Genomic DNA, 19,007 nt, shown 5'->3' with positions numbered 1-19,007 from the left:
CGGTCGTGGAGGAACGCCCGGCCCTCACTCCCAGGGCGAGGCGTACCGCTCCTCCCGCCAGGGGTCGGCGCGGTTGTGGTAGCCGTTACGCTCCCAGAAGCCCCTGCGGTCGGTGGCCAGGACCTCGAGGGCGCGCACCCACTTCGCGCTCTTCCAGAAGTAGAGGCGGGGGACGACCAGCCGCAGCGGCCACCCGTGCTCCGGCGTCAGGTCGGCCCCGTTGGCGCGCCAGGCGAAGAGGGCGTCGTCACCCAGCAGGACCTCCAGCGGCAGGTTGGTCTCGTAGCCCTGCTCGGCGTGCACCATGACGAAGCGGGCCTCCGCCAGCGGCCGGGCCCGCTCCAGCACCACGCGGGCCGGGACCCCCTCGAAGACCATGTCGAGCTTGCTCCAGGCCGTCACACAGTGGACGTCGCAGGTGAGCGTGGTGCGGGGGAGGGCGCGGAAGGCCTCGTAGGTGAACTCCAGCGGCTCGGCGACCAGGCCGTAGACGCGGAAGCGCCAGGTGGCCGCATCGAAGCGGGGGACGCTGCCGTAGTGCAGGACCGGCCACTTCTCCGTCACGTACTGCCCGGGCGGGACGCGCCGGCGCGCCGCCTCGGTGGACCGCGTGGTCACGGCACCGTCCTCCTCACGTTGAAGGCGTTCATGGCCGCCTCGATGCCCGCCGCGACGAACCGCTCGGCGGCGTCGGCCGCCCGCTCCAGCGTCTCCTCCACCACCGGTCGCTCCTCCGCGCTGAACCGCTCCAGGACGTAGTCAGCGGGATCGACTCCGGCGGGCGGCCGCCCGATGCCGATGCGCAGCCGGGGGAAGCCCTCGCTGGCGAGCGCCTCGATGATCGAGCGCAATCCGTTGTGCCCGCCGTGCCCGCCGTGCGGCCGCAGCCGCAGCTGCCCCAGCGGCAGGTCGAGGTCGTCCACCACCACCAGCAGGTCGGCCGGCGCCACGTGGTGGCGGCGGCACAGGTCGGCGGCAACGGTCCCGCTCAGGTTCACAAAGGTGTCGGGCCGGGCCAGCAGCGCCCGCTGCCCCTGCACGCGGATCGCCGCGGTGTGCGCCCACCCCTCTTCGCGCAGGGCGACCCCGTGGCGCCGGGCCAGGCGCTCCACCACGGCCGCCCCCACGTTGTGCCGCGTGCCCTGGTAGCGCCGCCCCGGGTTCCCCAGCCCGAGCACGAGCTTCACGGCCCGGGCCGGTCAGCTCCCCTGGCCCTCCTCCCTGGCCGGGCCCGGGGCGGCCGGAGCCGCCGGGGCCTCGGCCGGCGCCGCAGCGGGAGGCGCCTCCTCCACCCGCGGCGGCAGCACGGTGGCCACGACCTCGTCCGCGGGGGTGCGGAGGGTGACCCCCTCCGGCATCGTCAGGTCCCCGGCGTGCAGCACCTGCCCGACCGCCAGCTCGCTGACGTCCACGGTGAGCTGCTCGGGGACCGCGGTGGGCAGCGCCTCCACCAGGACCTCGCGCAGGTGCTGCTCCAGCACGCCGCCCTCCACCACGCCGCGCGGCGTGCCCACCAGGACCAGCGGCACGTGGGCCTCCAGCGTCTCCTCCAGGGAGATGGCCTGGAAGTCCACATGGATGATCGCGTGGGTGAAGGTGTCGCGCTGCAGGTCCTTGACGACCACGACCCGCGTCTCCTCGCTGCCGTTGCGGCGCAGGGCCAGGTCGATCAGGACGTTCATCCCATGCCCGTGCAGCGCGTCGCGCAGCGCCCGCGCCTCCACGGCCACGGGCGTGGCCTCCACCCCGCGCCCGTAGAGCACGCCCGGCACCCACCCCCGCCGCCGCACGCGGCGCGCCGCCGTCTTGCCGACCCCGTCCCGCACCTGCGCCTGCAGGCCGACGCGTTCCATGACCGTCCCTCCACCTCGCCGCCGGACGATGACGCCGGCCCGTGGGCCGGCCGCGCGTCATTATACCCGATCCTCCAGGGCCGCGCGCAGGGCGGCGATGCGCCGACGCAACTCGTCCCGCAGCTCGCGCATGTGGTCCAGGTCCCCCGGCCGCGGGTCGGGCAGGGGCCAGTGCAGGGACCGCGCCCCCGGAACCACCGGGCAGGCCTCTTCCACACAGAGGCCCACGACCAGCGCCACGTCGGGACCCAGCGCCTCGCTCAGCGCCTTGGGACGCTGCGCGGAGATGTCCACCCCCACCTCCCGCATGACGGCGACGGCCTCGGGCCGCAGGGCAGGTTTCGGCTCCGTGCCCGCGGAGCGCGCCCGCCACCCCGGCGGCGGATCGGCGTTGAAGAGCGCCTCCGCCATCTGGGAGCGGGCCGTGTTGCCCACTCAGACGAACAGGACGGTCTTCATGGCGTTGAGCATAGTGGGCGAGAGGAAGGCTCTCAACCCTGTGGAACCTTGGGGAGAGGTCCGGAAGGAGGGCGCCATGGTCGGACTCTTGCCGCGCGAGGAGGTCTTCTTCGCCCTGTTCGCGCAGGCCGCTGAGAACATCCTGCAGGCGGCGCGCCTGCTCAAGGCCATGCTGGAGCGCTACGAGCGGGTCCCCGAACAGGCGGCGGCCATCAAGGCGACGGAGGAGCGGGGCGACGAGATCATCCACCAGATCACGGATCGCCTCAACCGCACCTTCATCACCCCGCTGGACCGCGAGGACATCCACGCGCTGGCCCGCCAGCTGGACAACGTCATCGACTGGATCGAGGCGGTGGCCGCCCGCCTGGTGGACTACCGCGTGACCCAGCCCACACCGGCGGCGGTGGAGCTGGCGCACATCATCGTGCACATGGCCGAGGCCATGGTCGAGGCCGTGCGGAACCTGCGCCGGCTCGACCGCGTCGAGGGGCAGCTCGAGGAGATCCACCGCCTGGAGAACCTGGCCGACCACGTCTACCGCGAGGCCATCGCCCGCCTCTTCGCCGAGAACGGCCAGCCCCTCGAGGTCATCAAGTGGAAGGACATCTACGAGACCCTCGAGCGCGCCACCGACCAGGCCGAGGACGTGGCCGACGTGCTGGCGGGTATCCGGGCCAAGCGGACGTAGCGCGGGCCGTCCGCCCGTGGAGCTCCACCTGCCGCTCGGCCTCATCCCCGTCCTGCTGCTGGTGCTGGCCGCGGAGTTCGTGAACGGGTGGACCGATGCGCCCAACGCCATCGCCACCGTGGTCTCCACCCGCGTCCTCTCCCCCGGGGTCGCGGTGATCATGGCCGCCGTGCTCAACTTCGTCGGGGCGCTCAGCGGGACCGCCGTGGCCATCACCATCGGCCGGGGGTTCGTGGACGCCCGCGTCGTGGACACGGTCACCGTGGCCGCGGCCATGGTGGCCATCGTGCTGTGGAGCACGCTGGCCTGGCTGCGCGGCCTGCCCACCAGCGAGAGCCACGCGCTGGTGGCGGCGCTCACCGGGGCCGGGTTCGCCACCGGCGGCACGGCGGCGCTGGAGGCCAGCGGGTGGGTGAAGACGGTGCAGGGCCTGGGCATCTCCACCTTCCTGGGCTTCGCCGGCGGCTTCCTCCTCATGCTGGCCATCGCCTGGGGGTTCCGGCGGGTGCCGCTCGGCACGGTGCGCCGCCTCTTCGGCCGTCTCCAGATCCTCTCCGCCGCCTTCATGGCCTTCAGCCACGGCACCGGCGACGGGCAGAAGTTCATGGGGGTCTTCACCCTGGCCCTGGTGCTGGGCGGGGTGCTGCCGGAGTTCCACATCCCGCTATGGGTGATCGCCGTCATCGCCGTCACCATGGGGCTGGGCACCGCGGTGGGCGGGTGGCGGATCGTCCACACCATGGGGCTGCGGCTGACGAAGCTGGAGCCCTACCAGGGGTTCGCGGCCGAGACCGCCGCGGCGACGCTGATCACCCTGGCCGCCCACGTGGGGATCCCCGTCAGCACCACCCACACCATCAACACGGCGATCATGGGCGTGGGGGCCACCCGCCGGCTCTCGGCGGTGCGGTGGGGGGTGGGGGCGGAGATCGTCACCGCCTGGGTCCTGACCTTCCCGGCCTGCGCGCTCATCGGCGCGCTGGTGACCTACCTGCTGCGCTGGATCCTGTAGGGAGGCCCGGGCGGACGTGCACCCCCGCCCCGGGCGTGCCCATGGGGCGCGTCAGCCCAGCGGCGTGACCTCCTCCCCGGCGTAGCGCACCAGGTCGACGCGGGCGCGGGTGAGGACCTCCAGGGCCAGCGGGTCCGGGTAGTGCCCCTCGAAGACGATCCGCGCGATCCCCGCGTTGAGCAGGATCTTGGCGCAGGTGAGGCAGGGCAGGGTGGTGGAGTAGACCGTCGCCCCGGCGATGGCGATGCCGTGGTAGGCGGCCTGGATCACGCTGTTCATCTCGGCGTGTAGGCAGAGGCAGGTGTCGTGGGCGCTGCCGGACGGCGCGTCCCCGGCGCACCGCGCACACCCGCCCTCGCCGCAGTTGGGCAGCCCCCGCGGGGTATCGTTGTAGCCCGTGGAGAGGACCATGTTGTCCTTCACGATGACCGCGCCCACGCGGCGCCGCAGGCAGGTGGAGCGCGTGGCGGCCAGGTGCGCCATGCGCATGAAGTAGGCGTCCCAGCTGGGCCGGGGCGACGGCGGCGCCGCCACGGGACGCTACCTCGTCCCGTAGAGCCGGTCGCCGGCGTCGCCGAGCCCCGGCACGATGTAGCCGTGGTCGTTCAGGTAGTCGTCCACGGCGGCGGTGAAGATCTCCACGTCGGGGTGGGCGTCGTGGACCCGCCGGATCCCCTCGGGCGCCGAGATGATGGCCATGACCTGGATGGACCGGCACCCCGCCGCCTTGAGGATGTCCACGCAGGCCACCGTGGAGCCGCCGGTGGCCAGCATCGGGTCGAGGACGAGCGCGGTGCGCTCGGCGATGTCCTGGGGCAGCTTGGCGTAGTAGCGGTGCGGCTGGAGGGTGGCCGGGTCGCGGAAGATGCCGACGTGCCCGACGTGCGCCGTGGGGATGAGCCGGCTGATCCCCGCCTCCATGGCCAGGCCCGCCCGCAGGATCGGCACCAGCGCCAGCTCCTGGCCGGCGATGGTGTAGCCCTTGGCCACGGCCAGCGGCGTCTCCACCTCGAGCTGGCGGACCGGGTGGGTGCGCGTGGCCTCGTAGGCCATGAGCATGGCCAGCTCCTCCACCAGCTCGCGGAACTCCTTGTGGCCCGTCCGCCGGTCCCGCAGGATCGTCACCTTGTGCAGGATCAGCGGGTGGTCGAAGACGTGGACCTTGCGCACGAGTCAGCCCCCCTCCCGCTCGGCCGCGTGCAGCTTCTCCAGGCGGCGGACGTGGCGGCCGCCCTCGTAGGGCGTCTCCAGCCAGGTGCGCACCACGTCGGTGGCCACCTCCGGGCCGACGATGCGCGCCCCCAGCGCCAGCACGTTGGCGTCGTTGTGCTGGCGGCTCAGCCGCGCCGTGGTGACGTCGTGGCACAGCGCCGCCCGGATCCCCCGCACCTTGTTCGCCGCCATGGCCTCGCCGTTCCCAGAGCCGCCCACGACGATGGCCCGGTCCGCCTCCCCGCTGGCCACCGCGCGCGCCGCCGGCAGGACCACGTCGGGGTAGTCCACCGGCTCGTCGTCGAAGGTGCCGAAGTCGATGACCTCGTGCCCCCAGGCCTCGACCAGGCGCCGCACCTGGGTCTTGAGGGCGAGTCCGGCGTGGTCGCTGGCCAGGGCGATCCTCATGGCCACCCCAGCGCCTCCTCCACCGCCCGGCGCGGGATCGCCCCCTCCCGCAGCACCCGGGGCGGGTCTTCGGTGAGGTCGACGATGGTCGACTCTCGGCCCCGCGGGGTGGGGCCGCCGTCCAGCAGCATGTCGATGCGGTCCCCCAGGCTGAAGACGACGTGCTCGGCGCGCGTCGGGGTGGGGTCGCCGTGGAGGTTGGCACTGGTCCCCACGATGGGGACGCCCGCCAGGCGGACCAGGTTGCGCGGGATGGGGTGGTCCGGGACGCGCAGGGCCACCGTCTCCCCGCCACCGGCCACGAGGGCCGGGACGCGGCGGCCGCGCGGCAGCACCAGCGTGAGCGCCCCGGGCCAGAAGCGGGCCGCCAGCCGCTCGGCGAGGGGCGGCCGGCTGGCCGCCAGCGTCCACGCCTGCGCCACCTCCGCCACCAGCACCGGCAGCGGCTCGTCCAGCGGCCGGCGCTTCACCTCGAAGACGCGCCGCACCGCCGCCGCGTTGGAGATGTCGCACCCCAGCCCGTAGGCGGTATCGGTGGGGTAGGCCAGCAGCCCGCCCTCCTGGATGAGGCGCACGGCCCGGCGCGGCGGGTCCGGCGTGCCCCGCACGTTGATGATCACGAGGGGGCGGGGGACGTGCCGGACCGCCGGGCGGAAGGACAGCGCGTATAACGACTCCGCGGTGCTCATGGGTTGTTGGCGCGGCGGGCGATCACCACCCGTTCGATGCCGAGCAGATCGCGCACCGTGCGGATCTCCTGGTAGCCGCCGGTCTGGGCGAAGAGTTCGATGACGGCGGGGGCCTGGCCTGCCGCCACCTCCACGGCGAGCCACCCACCGGGCCGCAGCACGTGCGGCGCCTCCTCGGCCAGCCGACGGTGGAAGGTGGTTCCGCCCCCGGGGTCGACGACGGCCAGACGGGGCTCGTAGTCGGCGATTTCCCGGGGCAGATGCCGCGCCAGGTCTGGATCGACGTAAGGGGGGTTGCTGGCCACGGCGTCGAACCGGGCGCGCTCGGCCGGGCCGATCGCCCCGAGCAGGTCGACCCGGGCGAAGGCGACCCGGTCGGCCAGGCCCAGGCGCCGCGCGTTGGCCGCCGCCACCTCCAGCGCCGCCGCGGAGACGTCCGTGGCCAGCACCCGGGCGCGCGGCAGGAAGTGGGCCAGGGCCAGCGCGATGGCGCCGCTGCCGGTGCCCACATCCAGCACACGGGGAGCGGGGTGGTCGGCCAGCACGTGCAGCAGCGCCTCCACCAGCACCTCGGTCTCCGGACGGGGGATGAGGACGCGCTCGTCGACCGCGAGCTCCAGCCCCATGAACTCCCGCCGGCCGGTCAGGTAGGGGACGGGACGGCCCTGGGCGCGCGCCTCCAGCAGCGCCCGGTAGCGCTCCCACTGCGCCGCCTCCACCGGCGCCTCCCAGGCGCGGTACAGGTCGGTGCGGGAAACCTGCAGGGCGTGGCGTAGCAGGACCTCGGCCTCCAGCCCGGCCGCCTCCACCCCGACGGCCAGGAGGTGCTCGCGGCCCATCGCCCAGGCCTCCCGGACGGAGCGGGGCGGTGGCACTGCCCGGTCAGGAGGCCAGGGCGGCGGCGCGGTCGGCGGCGGCCAGGGCGTCGATCAGCTCGTCCAGGTCGCCGTCGAGGACGCTCTCCAGGCGGTGCAGGGAGAGGCCGATGCGGTGGTCGGTGACCCGGTTCTGGGGGAAGTTGTAGGTGCGGATCTTCTCGCTGCGCTCCCCGGTGCCCACCTGCAGCCGGCGCTGGCGGGCGATGGCCTCGTGCTGCTCCCGCCGGGCGCGCTCCAGGAGGTGGGCGCGCAGGATGCGCAGCGCCTTCTCCCGATTCTGGAACTGGGAGCGCTCGTCCTGGCAGGCCACGACGATGCCGGTGGGGCGGTGGCGGACGCGCACGGCGGTCTCCACCTTGTTCACGTTCTGCCCGCCGGCCCCCCCGGCGCGGAAGGTCTCGACCTCTAGGTCCTCGGGTCGGAGCCGGACGTCCACCTCCTCGGCCTCCGGCAGCACCGCCACCGTGGCGGTGGAGGTGTGGATGCGCCCCGCCGCCTCGGTCACCGGCACCCGCTGGACCCGGTGAACGCCGCTCTCGAAGCGCAGTCGGCTGTAGGCCCCGCGCCCCTTCACCGCGAAGACGACCTCCTTGAAGCCGCCGAGTCCCGTGGGGCTGGCCTCCAGGACCTCCACCTGCCAGCCGCGCCGCTCGGCGTAGCGGCTGTACATGCGGAAGAGGTCGCCGGCGAAGAGGGCCGCCTCCTCTCCGCCGGCCCCGGCGCGGATCTCCACGATGATGTCCCGGTGCGCGTGCGGGTCGGGGGGCAGGAGGGCCTGGCGCAGGGCGTCTTCCAGCCCGCGGGCCTCGGCCTCGAGCCGCTCCGCCTCGCCGATCGCCAGGGCCCGCAGCTCCGGGTCGGCCTCCTCGCGGGCCAGGCTCCGCGCCTCGCGGGCCTCCTCCTGGAGGCGGCGCCACCGCCGGTAGAGGGCCACGGTGGCCTCGAGGGACGCATGCTCCCGGGCCACCTGCTGGTACCGCTCCGGTGCCGCCAGGATCGCCGGGTCGGCCAGCAGCGCGGTGAGCTCCTCGTAGCGCGCCTGCAGCGCCTCCAGCCTGTTGATGACGGTCTGGTCGAGCATCTTTTCGATTATACGCCGCGACCCGCCCTCCGCGTGCGCAGCCGCACCAGCCGGGTTCCCTCGACGCGCAGGCGGCCGGGAGCGCACCAGCCGGCGAGGGGGTCATGGGGGTCCCAGTCGAGCAGGAGGGCCACGGGGCCCCGGGCCTGCCCTCGCCAGTCGAGGCGCATGAGGCGCGCGGCAGCCACCCAGCCGTCCGCGGGCACCCACACCTCCACGGGCACACCGGTCGAGCCGCTTGTGCGACGGCGGCGGGTGCCGCCATCCGGCCCCCGGGGGCTGAGGGTATCCGGTCGCTCCCGCAGGACCGCTTTCTCCAACAGGGGGAGCGCCGCCAGGTCCTCCACCTGCCTGAGGTCCTCCGGTCGCACGCTGGCCTGGCGCAGGCGGTCCCGGTAGTACGGGGCCTCCGCTGCCCGCGCCACGAGCGCCCGCAGGCGGAGCAGCTGCGCGTCCCTGATGCGTTCCGGCGGCCACCACTGGGAGGCCAGCAGGGAGCAAAGGCGGTGGAAGGTGGAATTTCCCCGGTGCCGTTCCCGCAGTGGCAGCAGAGCCCGGCGGACGAGGGCGGTGTGCAGGCCCGTGAGCACCGAGGAGATCCTACACGCCCGCGCTTGCTGGCGCGACCGGCCGGTGGGGGGAAATCGCCTCCCGCCCCGGACCTGCCTGCACCGATGCCCAACCGGCTCTCCTGGGCGGCAGGGCGGAGACGAACCCGTCGTGGCGGAGGCACGCCAGTACACCCGGTGAGGCGGCCAGGACGCCGCCCCACTCCCGAGGCCCGGGCCCGCGGAGCCCCTTACGAGACCTTCAACCCGTACTTCCTGGCGAACTTCTGCACGCGGCCTTCCGCGTCCACCAGCTTGCGCTGTCCGGTGTAGAGGGGGTGGCAGCGCGAGCAGACGTCGACCCGGATCACCGCCTTCGTCGACCCTGTGACGAACGTCTCACCGCAGGCGCAGGTCACCGTGGCCTGATAGTACTGGGGATGGATGCCCTTCTTCATGGTCCGACCCTCGCGTGTCCGGAATGCCTCAACCCTGAGGGGCGTCGCCGCGGACGACCCGTGCAGTATAGCACAGCTCGAGGCGCACCGGCCCGAGGCGCCCACGGGCGCCTCAGCGCAGGTAGCCCAGCGGGTTCACCGCCCGCCCGCGCAGCCTGACCTCGAAGTGGAGGTGGCTGCCGGTGCAGGAGCCCGTGCAGCCCACGCGCGCGATCAGCTGGCCGCGCTCAACCTGCTGTCCCTCGCGCACGAGCAGCGACGAGGCGTGCCCGTACAGTGTCTGCAGCCCGTTGCCGTGGTCGAGGATCACGGCGCGGCCGTACCCGTAGTACCATCCCGCGAAGACCACACGGCCGGCGCGGGCGGCGTAGATCGGCGTGCCGTGGGGGGCCGCCAGGTCGATGCCGTCGTGGTGACGGCGGTAGCGCCAGCCGAACCGGGAGGTGAGCACACCGCGCGTGGGCCAGGCCATCACCAGGCGCGCCCGCACGAACCGCGGGGCGGCGGCTGCGGCCGCGGCAGTGCGGCCGGGGATGGCCAGCACCTGCCCGGGCCGGAGGCGGTGCGCCGAGGCCAGCCGGTTGGCTGCGACGAGGGCCTGGACGGTCGTGCCGTGACGTCGGGCGATGGCGAAGAGCGTGTCCCCGCGGCGCACCCGGTAGGTGACGGCGTCGCCCGCCGGACGCGCTGCAGTTGCTGAACCCGGAGGAAGCACGGTGCCCTGCCCCGCGGCATTGGCAGCCGTGCGGTTCGGCGCGCGCGGGGGCCGGGCGGCCGCGCGGCGCCCCGACGTCGGCCCGGGCGAGGCGACGGAGGAGCGGGTCGACCGGCGCCGGGTCGACGGCCCGGAGGAGGCGGAGGGAGCGGCGGGGACCAGCCCCCAGAGGACCCCTGCCGGGATGGGCACGGTGACGAGCGTGGCGATGTCCCCCTCCTGTCTGACGATCACCACGCTCCGCGATCCCTGTGCCGCGGCGGTGCCTGAGGAGACCGGGAGGGATGGCCCCGCCGACGACGGAGGTGTCCGGGCGGTGCGCTGGACGCCATCGGTGTCCGGGTCGACGAACGGAGCGGAGGAGGCCCGCGGCACGGGCGGTGCAGCCGCCAGCAGTGCGCCAAGGGCGATCCAGAGGACGCGGTGCCGCATCGACGGTGGACGGCGGTAAACGAACGATCAACGTGCCTGAAACAGGCAAAGCCCGGCCGCGGAAGGTCGTGCGCACGTGGAAACCCCCGATGTGGGCAGTGCGGGCCGGACTGACCTGCGCCTCTGGGATGGCGTCATTCGACGCTCCCGAATGGATTCCTCCTCCATTGAGGGATTTTTAGACGTGCGCGGCCGACGAACCTCTGTTCGCCGGCCGCGCTGCCTCGCGCTCGCCCGCGCTCGTCCGCGCGGGCGCTCAGCAGGTCAGGCAGGGCGTGTGGATCAGCTCGCGGAGCCCACCGCGTCCTCCTCCGCGCTCTTGATGATGGAGCGCAGGAAGGCCGCGTTGTTGGGCGTGCGGCGCAGGCGGTCGAGAATGAGCTCGGTCATGGCCACCGTATCGAGCTGCTCCAGGCTCTTGCGCAGGACCCAGACCTTGCGCAGCTCCTCGTCGGTGAGCAGCAGCTCCTCCCGCCGCGTGCCGGAGGCCTTGATGTCGATGGCCGGGAAGGTGCGCCGCTCCTGGAGCTTCCGGTTGAGGTGCAGCTCCATGTTGCCGGTGCCCTTGAACTCCTCGTAGATGACGTCGTCCATGCGGCTGCCGGTGTCGATGAGCGCGGTGGCCACGATGGTCAGGCTCCCGCCCTCCTCGATCTTCCGAGCGGCCCCGAAGAAGCGCTTCGGACGGTGCAGCGCCGCGGGGTCGAGGCCGCCGGAGAGGGTGCGGCCCGACGGGGGGATGACCAGGTTGTTGGCCCGGCTGAAGCGGGTCAGGCTGTCCAGCAGGATGACGACGTCGCGCCGCCCCTCCACCAGCCGCTTGGCCCGCTCCAGCACCAGGTCGGCCACCTGGATGTGCTCCTCGGGCGGGCGGTCGAAGGTGGAGGCGATCACCTCCGCCTCCACGGAGCGGCGCATGTCGGTGACCTCCTCCGGGCGCTCGTCCAGGAGCAGCACCATCAGGTAGATCTCCGGGTGGTTGGTGACGGTGGCCTGCCCGATCTTCTTCAGCAGCGTGGTCTTCCCGGCCTTGGGCGGGGAGACGATCATGGCGCGCTGCCCCTTGCCGATGGGGGCGAAGAGGTCCACCACCCGCGTGGTCAGGTCGCCGTCCGGCGTCTCCAGCTTGATGCGCTCGTGGGGGAAGACCGGCGTCAGGCTCTCGAAGGACGGGCGGGTGCGCGCCTGCTCGGGGTCGAGGCCGTTCACCGCCTCCACCCGCAGCAGGGCGAAGTACTTCTCGTTGTCCTTGGGCGGGCGCACCTGGCCCAGGACCTCGTCCCCCACCCGCAGGCCGAAGCGCTTGATCTGGGAGGGGGAGACGTAGATGTCCTCGGGCCCGGGCAGGTACCCGCTGGTGCGCAGGAAGCCGTAGCCCTCGGTCATGATCTCCAGGATCCCCGAGCGGAACATCAGCCCTTCCCGCTCGGTCTGGGCCTGCAGGATGCGCATGATCAGCTCCTGCTTCCGGTAGCGGCGGAGGTTGGGGATGTTCAGTTCCTTGGCGAGCTCCTGGAGCTCGGGGAGGGTCTTGCTCTCGAGGTCAGCGATCGCGAGCATGCATCATCACACCTTGGCCTGTCGTGGTTCGACGGCGGCACGGAGCCGGGCGGCGTCCGCCAGGAAGCGCTCCTGCCCCACGTCGGTGAGGACGTGCTTGAAGAGCTGTTCCAGCACCTTGAACGGCATCGTGGCGATGGGCGCCCCCGCCAGCGCCGCCTCGGTGACGTGCAGGGGGTGGCGCAGGCTGCTGGCCAGGACCTCGGTCTCGAAGCCGTAGTGGTCCACGATGGCCACGGCCTGGCGCACCACCTCCATCCCGTCGTGCCCGATGTCGTCCAGGCGGCCGACGAAGGGGCTGACGTAGGTGGCGCCGGCCTTGCAGGCCAGCAGCGCCTGGTTGGCGGAGAAGACCAGGGTGACGTTCACTGGGATGCCCTCGCTGCGCAGCCGCCGGCAGGCCACCAGCCCGTTGGGCGTCATCGGCACCTTGACGACGACGTTGGGCGCCCAGGTGGCGAACTCCCGTCCCTGGCGCACCATCTCCTCCACGTCGTTGCTGCTGGTCTCCACGCTGATGGGCCCGCTGACCACCCTGGCGATCTCCTGGATTTGCGTGCGGTGGTCGCGCCCCTCCTTGGCCACCAGGGTGGGGTTGGTGGTCACCCCGTCGCACAGGCCCCAGGCGGTGGCCTGGCGGATCTCGTCCAGGTTCGCGGTGTCGAGGAAGAACCGCATCGGCTCCGTCCCTACCTCCCTGTCGCCTCGATGTAGACGACGTCGCCCACCTCCGCCGGCTTGAGGAACTGGACCGCATCACCGGGGCGCAGCTCCGCCAGTGTGGCCGGGCGGTCGTTCCGGTAGACGGCATGGGCCGGGGCCACGCGGAAGGTGCGCACAGCCTTCTTGTCGTCCTCCACGGCCAGCGTGGCCGGCCGGCCGGGCTGCACCGCCCGCAGGGTGCCCTTGGTCCAGTCGTACTTGTTGAGTAGCACCATCAGGGCGTCCAGGGCCACGGCCGCGTCGGCGCGGGTGGCCGGCTGGCCCGGGCGGAAGGCCCCGTCCAGGAGCGGCAGCATCTTCCGCTCCAGGACCACGGCCACGCTGCCCCGGGCCCAGTCGGGCACCGCAGCGCCGTCCGCCGCCGCCACCTGGGCGCGCGCCCGGGCGAAGGCCTCGGCATCCAGGCCGCCCGCCCGCACGGCGAGGGCCGCCAGCTCGGCCCGGGTGACGGGCTGGCGCGGGCGGAAGGTGTTGTCCGGGTAGCCCACCACCAGGCCCTTCTGGAAGGAGAGCGCCAGCTGGGTGGGCTCCTGCTTCGTCGTGTGCACGGCCACGATCTCGTACCGCCCCACCGGGACCGGCCGGTCGTTCTGGTCGAGCTGCCGCCAGCGGGTCTGGAAGGTCAGCGACTTGCCCGCCGCGAGCGGCACCGGCTTGTCCACCGGGAGGAAGGCCCGCCCCAGCGACCAGCGCGCCACCTCGCTGCCGTCCGCCGCCTTCACGATGAAGTCGTGGAACTGCGAGTTGGCGTACTCGAAGGTGACGTCCGTCTTCCCGGTGTTGTGCACGATGAAGGTCAGCAGCACCGGCTCCTCGGGGCCGTACGCCGCCTTGTCCGTGGTCAGCGTGTAGACGATCGCCCCCTTCTTCACCTCGACCTTCGTCGCCGAGACCGTCCCCACGCCCACGGAGGCGGCCACGGCCGGCCGGGCGTCCGGGGGGATCTGGTCGAGGTCCTTGAAGGCGGGGAGCCGGGCGCTCTCCCCCGGGATCCCCAGCAGGCGCACCAGGAAGCGCACCACGTCCAGTCGGGTCAGCGGCTCCCCGGGGAGGAAGCGGTCGCCCACGCCCGCCACCACCCCCTTGGCGGCCAGGCGCTCGATGGCCCGCTGGGCCGGGTGGCCGGCCAGGTCGCTGAAGATGGCCGCGGCCGCCTGGCTGGCCAGGCCCAGCACGATCAGGACGACGACCAGGCTTCGCATGCAGTCCTCCCTGTCCGGTCCGGCCTGACGCCCGCTGCCCGCTCCGCTCTGCCCGGCCGGCCGGGGCGAGCGCAGTCCACGCTGTGCGGCTCAGGTCACACCGTCGTTGCGGTCATGGAGAACGGCCGGCGCATCCTCGAGATCGGGCTGTCACGTCGGGGGGAGTCGGGTCGGCCGTCCGTCTGAACGTCCCCGACACCGTCGGGGCGACGATCGGTGGGACGACCGCATCAGCGGCCTCCCGGCTCTGGCCACCTCGCAAGGCGGCGCATCCTGCGGTTGCCCGGGGCATTCGCCCCGGCATCGGGTCTTTCCTGCTCAGTATACCCAACCGGCACACAGCCGGCCAAGAGGGTGATGCCCGCGCCGCGACGTCCGCGGCGCTACATGCGCTCCGGGGCGGCCACCCCGATGAGCGCCAGCGTGCGACGCAGGGCGATGCGCACCGCCTCCACCAGGACCAGCCGCGCCGCCGTCAGCGCGGGGTCGTCGGAGAGGACCCGGCACTGGGTGTAGAAGCCGTGGAAGGCGGCGGCCAGGTCCCGGGCGTAGGCCGGCAGGCGCTGCGGCTCCCGGCGCATCCCGGCCTGGTAGACCACCTCCGGCAGCTCGGCCAGCGCGTGGATGAGCGCCGCCTCGCTGGGGTCGACGAGCTGCCCGAGGTCGGCGTCGTGCACGGCCGCCGCGTCCAGCGTGCCCGCCTGCACCCACCGCCGTCCGTGCGGGTGCCCCTCCGCCTCCCGCAGGATGCTGCAGATGCGGGCGTAGGCGTACTGGACGTAGTAGACGGGGTTGTCCTGGCTCTGCTGGCGGGCCAGCTGCCAGTCGAAGTCCATCGGCACCGAGGGGCTGACCATGCAGAAGAAGTAGCGGGCGGCGTCGCGCCCCACGGCGTCGAGGAGGTCCTGCAGCGTCACGTACTCGCCCCGCCGCCGGGACATGCGCAGCAGCTCCCCCTCGTTACGCAGCCGGACGTGCTGGTAGAGGAGGAACTCCACCCGCGAGGGGTCCACGCCCAGGGCCTGCAGGCCGCCGCGCACCCGGGCCACGTCGCCGGCGTGGTCCACCCCCCAGACGTCGATGAGCAGGTCGAAGCCCCGCTCGAGCTTGTTCAGGTGGTAGGGGATGTCGGCGGCGTAGTACATCGGCCACCCGGTGCTGCGGATGATCACCCGGTCCTTGTCGTCCCCGAACAGCGTCGAGCGGAACCACACCGCCCCGTCCTGCTCGTAGAGGAAGCCCCGCTCCCGCAGCGCCGCCAGGACGCGGTCCACCGCCCCCTGCTCGTAGAGGGACCGCTCGCTGAACCAGACGTCGAAGAAGATGCCGAACTGCTCGAGGGTGCGGCGGATGTCGGCCAGGCACCAGGCCACGGCGAAGTCGCGGAGGGCGGCCACGCGGGTCTCCGGGTCGCGGTGCACCCAGGCCTCTCCGTCGCGCTCGACCAGCGCTCGGGCGATCTCGCGCACGTACTCCCCCCGGTAGCCGTCCTCGGGGAAGGGGGTGGCGATGCCGAAGTGCGCCAGGTAGTGGTGCTCCACCGACTGCCCCAGCGTGTGGACCAGCAGGCCGGCGTCGTTCACGTAGTACTCGCGGGTCACCGCGTAGCCCAGCGCCGCCAGGAGGTTGGCCAGCACGTCGCCGATCACCCCGTTGCGCCCGCTGCCGATGTGCAGGGGGCCGGTGGGGTTGGCGCTGACGTACTCCACGTTCACCCGCCGGCCCGCGCCCACGTCGTGCGACCCGTAGCGGTCCCCCTGGGCGTGGACGTGGCGGACCAGCGCCTGCAGCCAGGCCGAGGCGATGAAGAAGTTGATGAAGCCCGGGCCGGCCACTTCGACGCGTTCGACCTGGTCTGGGGAGCAGTCGAGCGCCTCGACGATGGCCCGGGCCACCTCCCGAGGCGGCCGCCCCACGCGGCGCGCCAGCACGAGCGGCAGGTTGGTGGCGAAGTCGGCGTGGCGCCGTCCCCGCGGCTGCTCCACCTCGACCGGCGGCACCTCGACCGGCGGCAGGCGGCCGGCGGCGATCGCCCGCCGGACGGCGGCCTCGAGGTGGCGGCGGAGGGCGTCCTTGAACACTATGCCCGCACGATACCATGCCCGGCGGGATAGTGGCCGGGGATCGTCACCGGCAGGCGTCCCCGCGGCGCCACGCGGCCGGTGAGCACGCGCGCGGCGGCCTCCAGCGTCGCCTGCCACCCGTAGGTGGCCAGGTAGGTCGGCGCCTCGGGGAGGGCGAGGAGGTCGTAGGGCGTCCCCGCGGCCACCACCAGGGCGGGTCTGCCCGCCGCCAGGGCGCGGTGCGCCACGGCCGTCTGCCAGGGATCGGGGCGGCCGCGGCTGGTGGTGACGACCACCACCACCTCCCCCGCCGCCACCTCGCCGTCCCAGGGCGCCCCCGCGGGGAGCACGACCTCGGTGACGGTGCGCCCGCACGCCTGCAGGGCGGCGCCCAGCGACGGGGAGGGGACGCGCTGGGCCAGGTCGCCGGGATCGCTGCGCGGCGGTGGCGGGAGGAGCGTGAGCACCCGCAGCGGTGCTGGCGGCAGGGGGACGAGCCCGGCGTCGTCGCGCACCACCGTCACCGCCCGGTCGGCGATGGCGGCCACGGTCTGCTGCCGCGCGGGGTCGGCGAGCACGGCCTCCACGTCCCCGCCCGATCCGACCGCCCCGGCTCCCGATCCGGCCGCGCCGGCCTCAGACCCGTCCGCGGCGATCCCGCGCCGCGTCGGCGCGACCAGGCGGCGCAGCCGCCTGAGCCGCGCATGCGAGGCCTCTAGCCGCTCGCGCGTGAGCACGCCCGCCTCCACCGCGTCGGCCACCGCGCGCAGCACCGCCTCCTGGACCGCCGGCCCGCCGCAGGCGAGCAGCAGGTCGGCACCGGCCCCAAGCGCCTGCACGGCGGCCGGACCGACCCCCATCCCCTCGGCGATGGGGGCCATGGCCAGGGAGTCGGTGACGATCACCCCGTCGAATCCCCACCGGCGGCGCAGCAGTCCGTCCAGCACCGCGGGGGAGAGCGTGGCGGGGAGCCGCCCCGCGTCGGCGGCGAAGGCCACGTGGGCCGTCATGAGGGCCGGGAGGCCCTCGGCGACCAGCGCGCGGAAGGGGACGAACTCCACCGCCTCGAGGCGGTCCTGCGGGTGGGGGATCACCGGCAGCGCCTCGTGGGAGTCCACGTCGGTGTCGCCGTGCCCCGGGAAGTGCTTGCCCGTCGGCACCACTCCTTCGGCCAGGAGGCCGCGGGCGAAGGCCCCCGCCAGGCGCGCGACCAGGGCCGGGTCGTCGCCGTAGGCGCGGATGCCGATCACCGGGTTGCGCAGGTTGGTGTTCACGTCCAGCACCGGGGCAAAGTCCACGTTCACCCCGGCGGCGCGCAGGACGCGACCGGTGAGCCGCCCGGCCGCCAGGGCCAGGTCGGGGTCCCCGGTAGCCCCCAGGGCCATGGCGCTCGGCAGCCCCACCGGCAGGCGCTCCACCGGGCCCCCTTCCTGGTCGGCGGCGATGAGCAGCGGCGGCAACCCCGCCCGGGCGGCCAGCGCCTGCAGGGCGGCGCACAGCCGGGCCACCTGAGCGGGGTGCTGCACGTTCTTGCGGAAGAGGATGACCCCGCCGAGCCCGTGGGCGGCCACGAGCTGACGCAGCCACGGGGTGGGCTCGGGGCCGTCGAAGTCGGCCATGAGGAGCTGGCCCATCAGCGGGCCGGTGGGGAGGACGCGCAAGGGGTCAGCCGTGGGGCGGACGCGTCGGGCCGACGGCGGGGATCAGGTGCGCAGTTCGGTGAGGGTGACCGTCACCGTCAGGCGGCGGCCATCCCGCACGACCTCCACGCGCACGCGGTCGCCCGGCTTGTAGTCGAAGAGGGTGCGGCGCAGCTCGTTGATGTTCTCGATGCGCCGGCCGTTGATGGCCACGATGATGTCGCCGGGCCGGATGCCGGCGGCGGCGGCCGGGCCGCCCGGCGGGACGTCCGCCACGAGCACCCCGTAGTCCACCGGGAGGTTGTAGGCCCGGGCGATCTGCGGGTCGATCTCCCCGCCCAGGATGATGCCCAGGGCCGGACGGACCACCCGTCCCTGGGTGATCAACTGGCGCATGATCGCCTGGGCGATGTCCACCGGGATGGCGAAGCCGATCCCCTGGGCCTCGCGGACGATGGCGGTGTTGATGCCGATGAGCCGCCCGCTGCTGTCCACGAGCGCCCCGCCGCTGTTGCCGGGGTTGATGGCCGCGTCTGTCTGGATCAGGCTCTCCACGACGAAGTTCGGGCTGATCTGGATCGACCGGTTGAGGGCGCTGACCACCCCCACCGTCACGCTACTGCCCAGCCCGAAGGGGTTGCCGATGGCGATGGCCAGCTGCCCCACCTTGATCGTGCGGCTGGTGCCCATCTGGACCACGGGGAGCTGACGCTGGCCGTCCACCTTGATCACGGCCAGGTCGGTGAAGGGGTCGGCACCCACGACGCGACCGCGCAGCTCCTGCCCGCTCACCAGCGTGACGGTGATCTCCTGGGCCCCCTGGATGACGTGGTGGTTGGTGAGGATGAGCCCGTCGGACCGCACGATCACCCCGGAGCCTGCCCCTTCCTGCGGGTAGACCCCGAAGAAGGTGGGGACCTGGGCGCGGGTGTTGATGTTCACCACGGCCGGCCGCACCATCTCCACCACGCGCACGATGGTGGCCTCCATGTTGGCGCCGCCGGGCGGCGCGGGCGCCGGAGCGGCCATCGGCGGGACAGGCGGTGCCACGCCGGGTGCGCTGCCACCGGGCGCGACGCCGCCAGGTGCGACACCGCCAGGTGCAGAGCCGCCAGGTGCGGTACCGCCGGGTGCGGCCTGCCCGGGCGCGGAGGCGCGCCCGCGCGCCTCCACCAGCCCAGGGAAGTAGCGCGGCAGGTACGTGGCGCCGAGCGCTGCTCCGGCGGCGACGGCCACGAGCAGCACCAGGACGATGAACGTGAAGCCCGGCGCAGGGCGCCGGGGACGCGTGGTGAGGCTCATGCGCTCGACCTCCGTTCCCCCATTATATCCCTCTATCCCCACCCCAGGGCGTCGCCAGCCACACCCGCGCGGTCGGCGATG

General features: G+C 73.6%; 21 protein-coding genes. 2 read left to right on the top strand and 19 right to left on the bottom strand.

Annotated features, from left to right (window positions below; genetic code table 11):
* Nucleotides 1-24 precede the first annotated feature (24 nt).
* From RB146_10280 to RB146_10265, 4 genes are read right to left on the bottom strand one after another with little or no spacing between them, the layout of a single operon-like run.
* Nucleotides 25-618 (bottom strand): sulfite oxidase-like oxidoreductase, encoded by a 594-nt coding sequence (locus RB146_10280; GenBank protein ID MDQ7829361.1) that lies wholly within the window; start codon nucleotides 616-618, stop codon nucleotides 25-27.
* A complete protein-coding gene (pth, locus tag RB146_10275) occupies nucleotides 615-1,187 on the bottom strand; it encodes an aminoacyl-tRNA hydrolase (protein ID MDQ7829360.1) in 573 nt (190 codons plus the stop codon). Before pth ends, RB146_10280 begins: the two co-directional genes overlap by 4 nt.
* Before the next feature lie 12 nt (nucleotides 1,188-1,199).
* Entirely contained in the window at nucleotides 1,200-1,853 is a 654-nt protein-coding gene (locus RB146_10270) for a 50S ribosomal protein L25 (GenBank protein MDQ7829359.1), read from the bottom strand.
* A gap of 60 nt (nucleotides 1,854-1,913) precedes the next feature.
* Entirely contained in the window at nucleotides 1,914-2,288 is a 375-nt protein-coding gene (locus RB146_10265; protein MDQ7829358.1) for an arsenate reductase ArsC, read from the bottom strand.
* A gap of 100 nt (nucleotides 2,289-2,388) precedes the next feature.
* On the opposite strand from RB146_10265, the gene RB146_10260 reads away from it, so the two are divergent.
* A complete protein-coding gene (locus tag RB146_10260) occupies nucleotides 2,389-3,003 on the top strand; it encodes a DUF47 family protein (protein ID MDQ7829357.1) in 615 nt (204 codons plus the stop codon).
* A 16-nt stretch (nucleotides 3,004-3,019) separates the two neighbouring features.
* The gene (locus tag RB146_10255) at nucleotides 3,020-4,015 is read left to right on the top strand and encodes an inorganic phosphate transporter (protein MDQ7829356.1); all 996 of its coding nucleotides are present in this window, start codon (nucleotides 3,020-3,022) and stop codon (nucleotides 4,013-4,015) included.
* A 51-nt stretch (nucleotides 4,016-4,066) separates the two neighbouring features.
* On the opposite strand, the gene RB146_10250 is transcribed toward RB146_10255, so the two are convergent.
* The 15 genes from RB146_10250 to RB146_10180 form a co-directional block, all read right to left on the bottom strand.
* A complete protein-coding gene (locus tag RB146_10250; protein MDQ7829355.1) occupies nucleotides 4,067-4,549 on the bottom strand; it encodes a dCMP deaminase family protein in 483 nt (160 codons plus the stop codon).
* A gap of 6 nt (nucleotides 4,550-4,555) precedes the next feature.
* Nucleotides 4,556-5,185 carry a uracil phosphoribosyltransferase gene (upp, locus tag RB146_10245; GenBank protein MDQ7829354.1) on the bottom strand — a complete coding sequence of 210 codons (630 nt, stop codon included), beginning with the start codon at nucleotides 5,183-5,185 and terminating at the stop codon, nucleotides 4,556-4,558.
* A gap of 3 nt (nucleotides 5,186-5,188) precedes the next feature.
* The gene (rpiB, locus tag RB146_10240) at nucleotides 5,189-5,635 is read right to left on the bottom strand and encodes a ribose 5-phosphate isomerase B (GenBank protein ID MDQ7829353.1); all 447 of its coding nucleotides are present in this window, start codon (nucleotides 5,633-5,635) and stop codon (nucleotides 5,189-5,191) included.
* Nucleotides 5,632-6,324: an L-threonylcarbamoyladenylate synthase gene (locus RB146_10235; protein MDQ7829352.1), complete on the bottom strand. Its 693-nt coding sequence runs from the start codon at nucleotides 6,322-6,324 to the stop codon at nucleotides 5,632-5,634. The genes rpiB and RB146_10235 overlap by 4 nt, the downstream gene beginning before the upstream one ends.
* Entirely contained in the window at nucleotides 6,321-7,163 is an 843-nt protein-coding gene (gene prmC / locus RB146_10230; GenBank protein MDQ7829351.1) for a peptide chain release factor N(5)-glutamine methyltransferase, read from the bottom strand. The genes RB146_10235 and prmC overlap by 4 nt, the downstream gene beginning before the upstream one ends.
* A 43-nt stretch (nucleotides 7,164-7,206) precedes the next feature.
* Nucleotides 7,207-8,283 carry a peptide chain release factor 1 gene (gene prfA, locus RB146_10225; protein ID MDQ7829350.1) on the bottom strand — a complete coding sequence of 359 codons (1,077 nt, stop codon included), beginning with the start codon at nucleotides 8,281-8,283 and terminating at the stop codon, nucleotides 7,207-7,209.
* Between the two features lie 8 nt (nucleotides 8,284-8,291).
* Entirely contained in the window at nucleotides 8,292-8,873 is a 582-nt protein-coding gene (locus RB146_10220; GenBank protein ID MDQ7829349.1) for a hypothetical protein, read from the bottom strand.
* A gap of 209 nt (nucleotides 8,874-9,082) precedes the next feature.
* On the bottom strand, nucleotides 9,083-9,289 hold the full coding sequence (rpmE, locus tag RB146_10215) for a 50S ribosomal protein L31 (GenBank protein ID MDQ7829348.1): 207 nt from the start codon (nucleotides 9,287-9,289) through the stop codon (nucleotides 9,083-9,085).
* Between the two features lie 112 nt (nucleotides 9,290-9,401).
* On the bottom strand, nucleotides 9,402-10,241 hold the full coding sequence (locus tag RB146_10210; protein ID MDQ7829347.1) for a LysM peptidoglycan-binding domain-containing M23 family metallopeptidase: 840 nt from the start codon (nucleotides 10,239-10,241) through the stop codon (nucleotides 9,402-9,404).
* A gap of 477 nt (nucleotides 10,242-10,718) precedes the next feature.
* Complete coding sequence (gene rho / locus RB146_10205) at nucleotides 10,719-11,996, bottom strand: transcription termination factor Rho (protein ID MDQ7829346.1); 1,278 nt, start codon at nucleotides 11,994-11,996, stop codon at nucleotides 10,719-10,721.
* Between the two features lie 6 nt (nucleotides 11,997-12,002).
* Nucleotides 12,003-12,674 carry a fructose-6-phosphate aldolase gene (gene fsa, locus RB146_10200; protein ID MDQ7829345.1) on the bottom strand — a complete coding sequence of 224 codons (672 nt, stop codon included), beginning with the start codon at nucleotides 12,672-12,674 and terminating at the stop codon, nucleotides 12,003-12,005.
* A gap of 11 nt (nucleotides 12,675-12,685) precedes the next feature.
* A complete protein-coding gene (locus RB146_10195; protein ID MDQ7829344.1) occupies nucleotides 12,686-13,921 on the bottom strand; it encodes an S-layer homology domain-containing protein in 1,236 nt (411 codons plus the stop codon).
* Nucleotides 13,922-14,304: 383 nt separating this feature from the next.
* Nucleotides 14,305-16,002 carry an arginine--tRNA ligase gene (gene argS, locus RB146_10190; GenBank protein ID MDQ7829343.1) on the bottom strand — a complete coding sequence of 566 codons (1,698 nt, stop codon included), beginning with the start codon at nucleotides 16,000-16,002 and terminating at the stop codon, nucleotides 14,305-14,307.
* Nucleotides 16,002-17,645, bottom strand: a complete 1,644-nt coding sequence (locus tag RB146_10185) for a glycoside hydrolase family 3 N-terminal domain-containing protein (protein ID MDQ7829342.1) — start codon at nucleotides 17,643-17,645, stop codon at nucleotides 16,002-16,004. Before RB146_10185 ends, argS begins: the two co-directional genes overlap by 1 nt.
* A gap of 42 nt (nucleotides 17,646-17,687) precedes the next feature.
* Nucleotides 17,688-18,926 (bottom strand): trypsin-like peptidase domain-containing protein, encoded by a 1,239-nt coding sequence (locus RB146_10180; protein ID MDQ7829341.1) that lies wholly within the window; start codon nucleotides 18,924-18,926, stop codon nucleotides 17,688-17,690.
* Between the last annotated feature and the right edge of the window lie 81 nt (nucleotides 18,927-19,007).

Source organism: Armatimonadota bacterium, assembly GCA_031081585.1.
Lineage (GTDB): Bacteria > Sysuimicrobiota > Sysuimicrobiia > Sysuimicrobiales > Humicultoraceae > Geohabitans > Geohabitans tengchongensis.
Note: the sequence above shows the minus strand (reverse complement) of the source record. Positions and strands in the feature narration are given on the sequence as shown.

Coding starts and splice junctions, on each gene's coding strand:
- prfA (MDQ7829350.1), bottom strand. CDS start 8,283: ATGCTCGACCAGACCGTCATCAACAGGCTGGAGGCGCTGCAGGCGCGC.
- RB146_10260 (MDQ7829357.1), top strand. CDS start 2,389: ATGGTCGGACTCTTGCCGCGCGAGGAGGTCTTCTTCGCCCTGTTCGCG.
- RB146_10180 (MDQ7829341.1), bottom strand. CDS start 18,926: ATGAGCCTCACCACGCGTCCCCGGCGCCCTGCGCCGGGCTTCACGTTC.
- fsa (MDQ7829345.1), bottom strand. CDS start 12,674: ATGCGGTTCTTCCTCGACACCGCGAACCTGGACGAGATCCGCCAGGCC.
- RB146_10195 (MDQ7829344.1), bottom strand. CDS start 13,921: ATGCGAAGCCTGGTCGTCGTCCTGATCGTGCTGGGCCTGGCCAGCCAG.
- rpmE (MDQ7829348.1), bottom strand. CDS start 9,289: ATGAAGAAGGGCATCCATCCCCAGTACTATCAGGCCACGGTGACCTGC.
- rho (MDQ7829346.1), bottom strand. CDS start 11,996: ATGCTCGCGATCGCTGACCTCGAGAGCAAGACCCTCCCCGAGCTCCAG.
- prmC (MDQ7829351.1), bottom strand. CDS start 7,163: ATGGGCCGCGAGCACCTCCTGGCCGTCGGGGTGGAGGCGGCCGGGCTG.
- rpiB (MDQ7829353.1), bottom strand. CDS start 5,635: ATGAGGATCGCCCTGGCCAGCGACCACGCCGGACTCGCCCTCAAGACC.
- RB146_10235 (MDQ7829352.1), bottom strand. CDS start 6,324: ATGAGCACCGCGGAGTCGTTATACGCGCTGTCCTTCCGCCCGGCGGTC.
- RB146_10270 (MDQ7829359.1), bottom strand. CDS start 1,853: ATGGAACGCGTCGGCCTGCAGGCGCAGGTGCGGGACGGGGTCGGCAAG.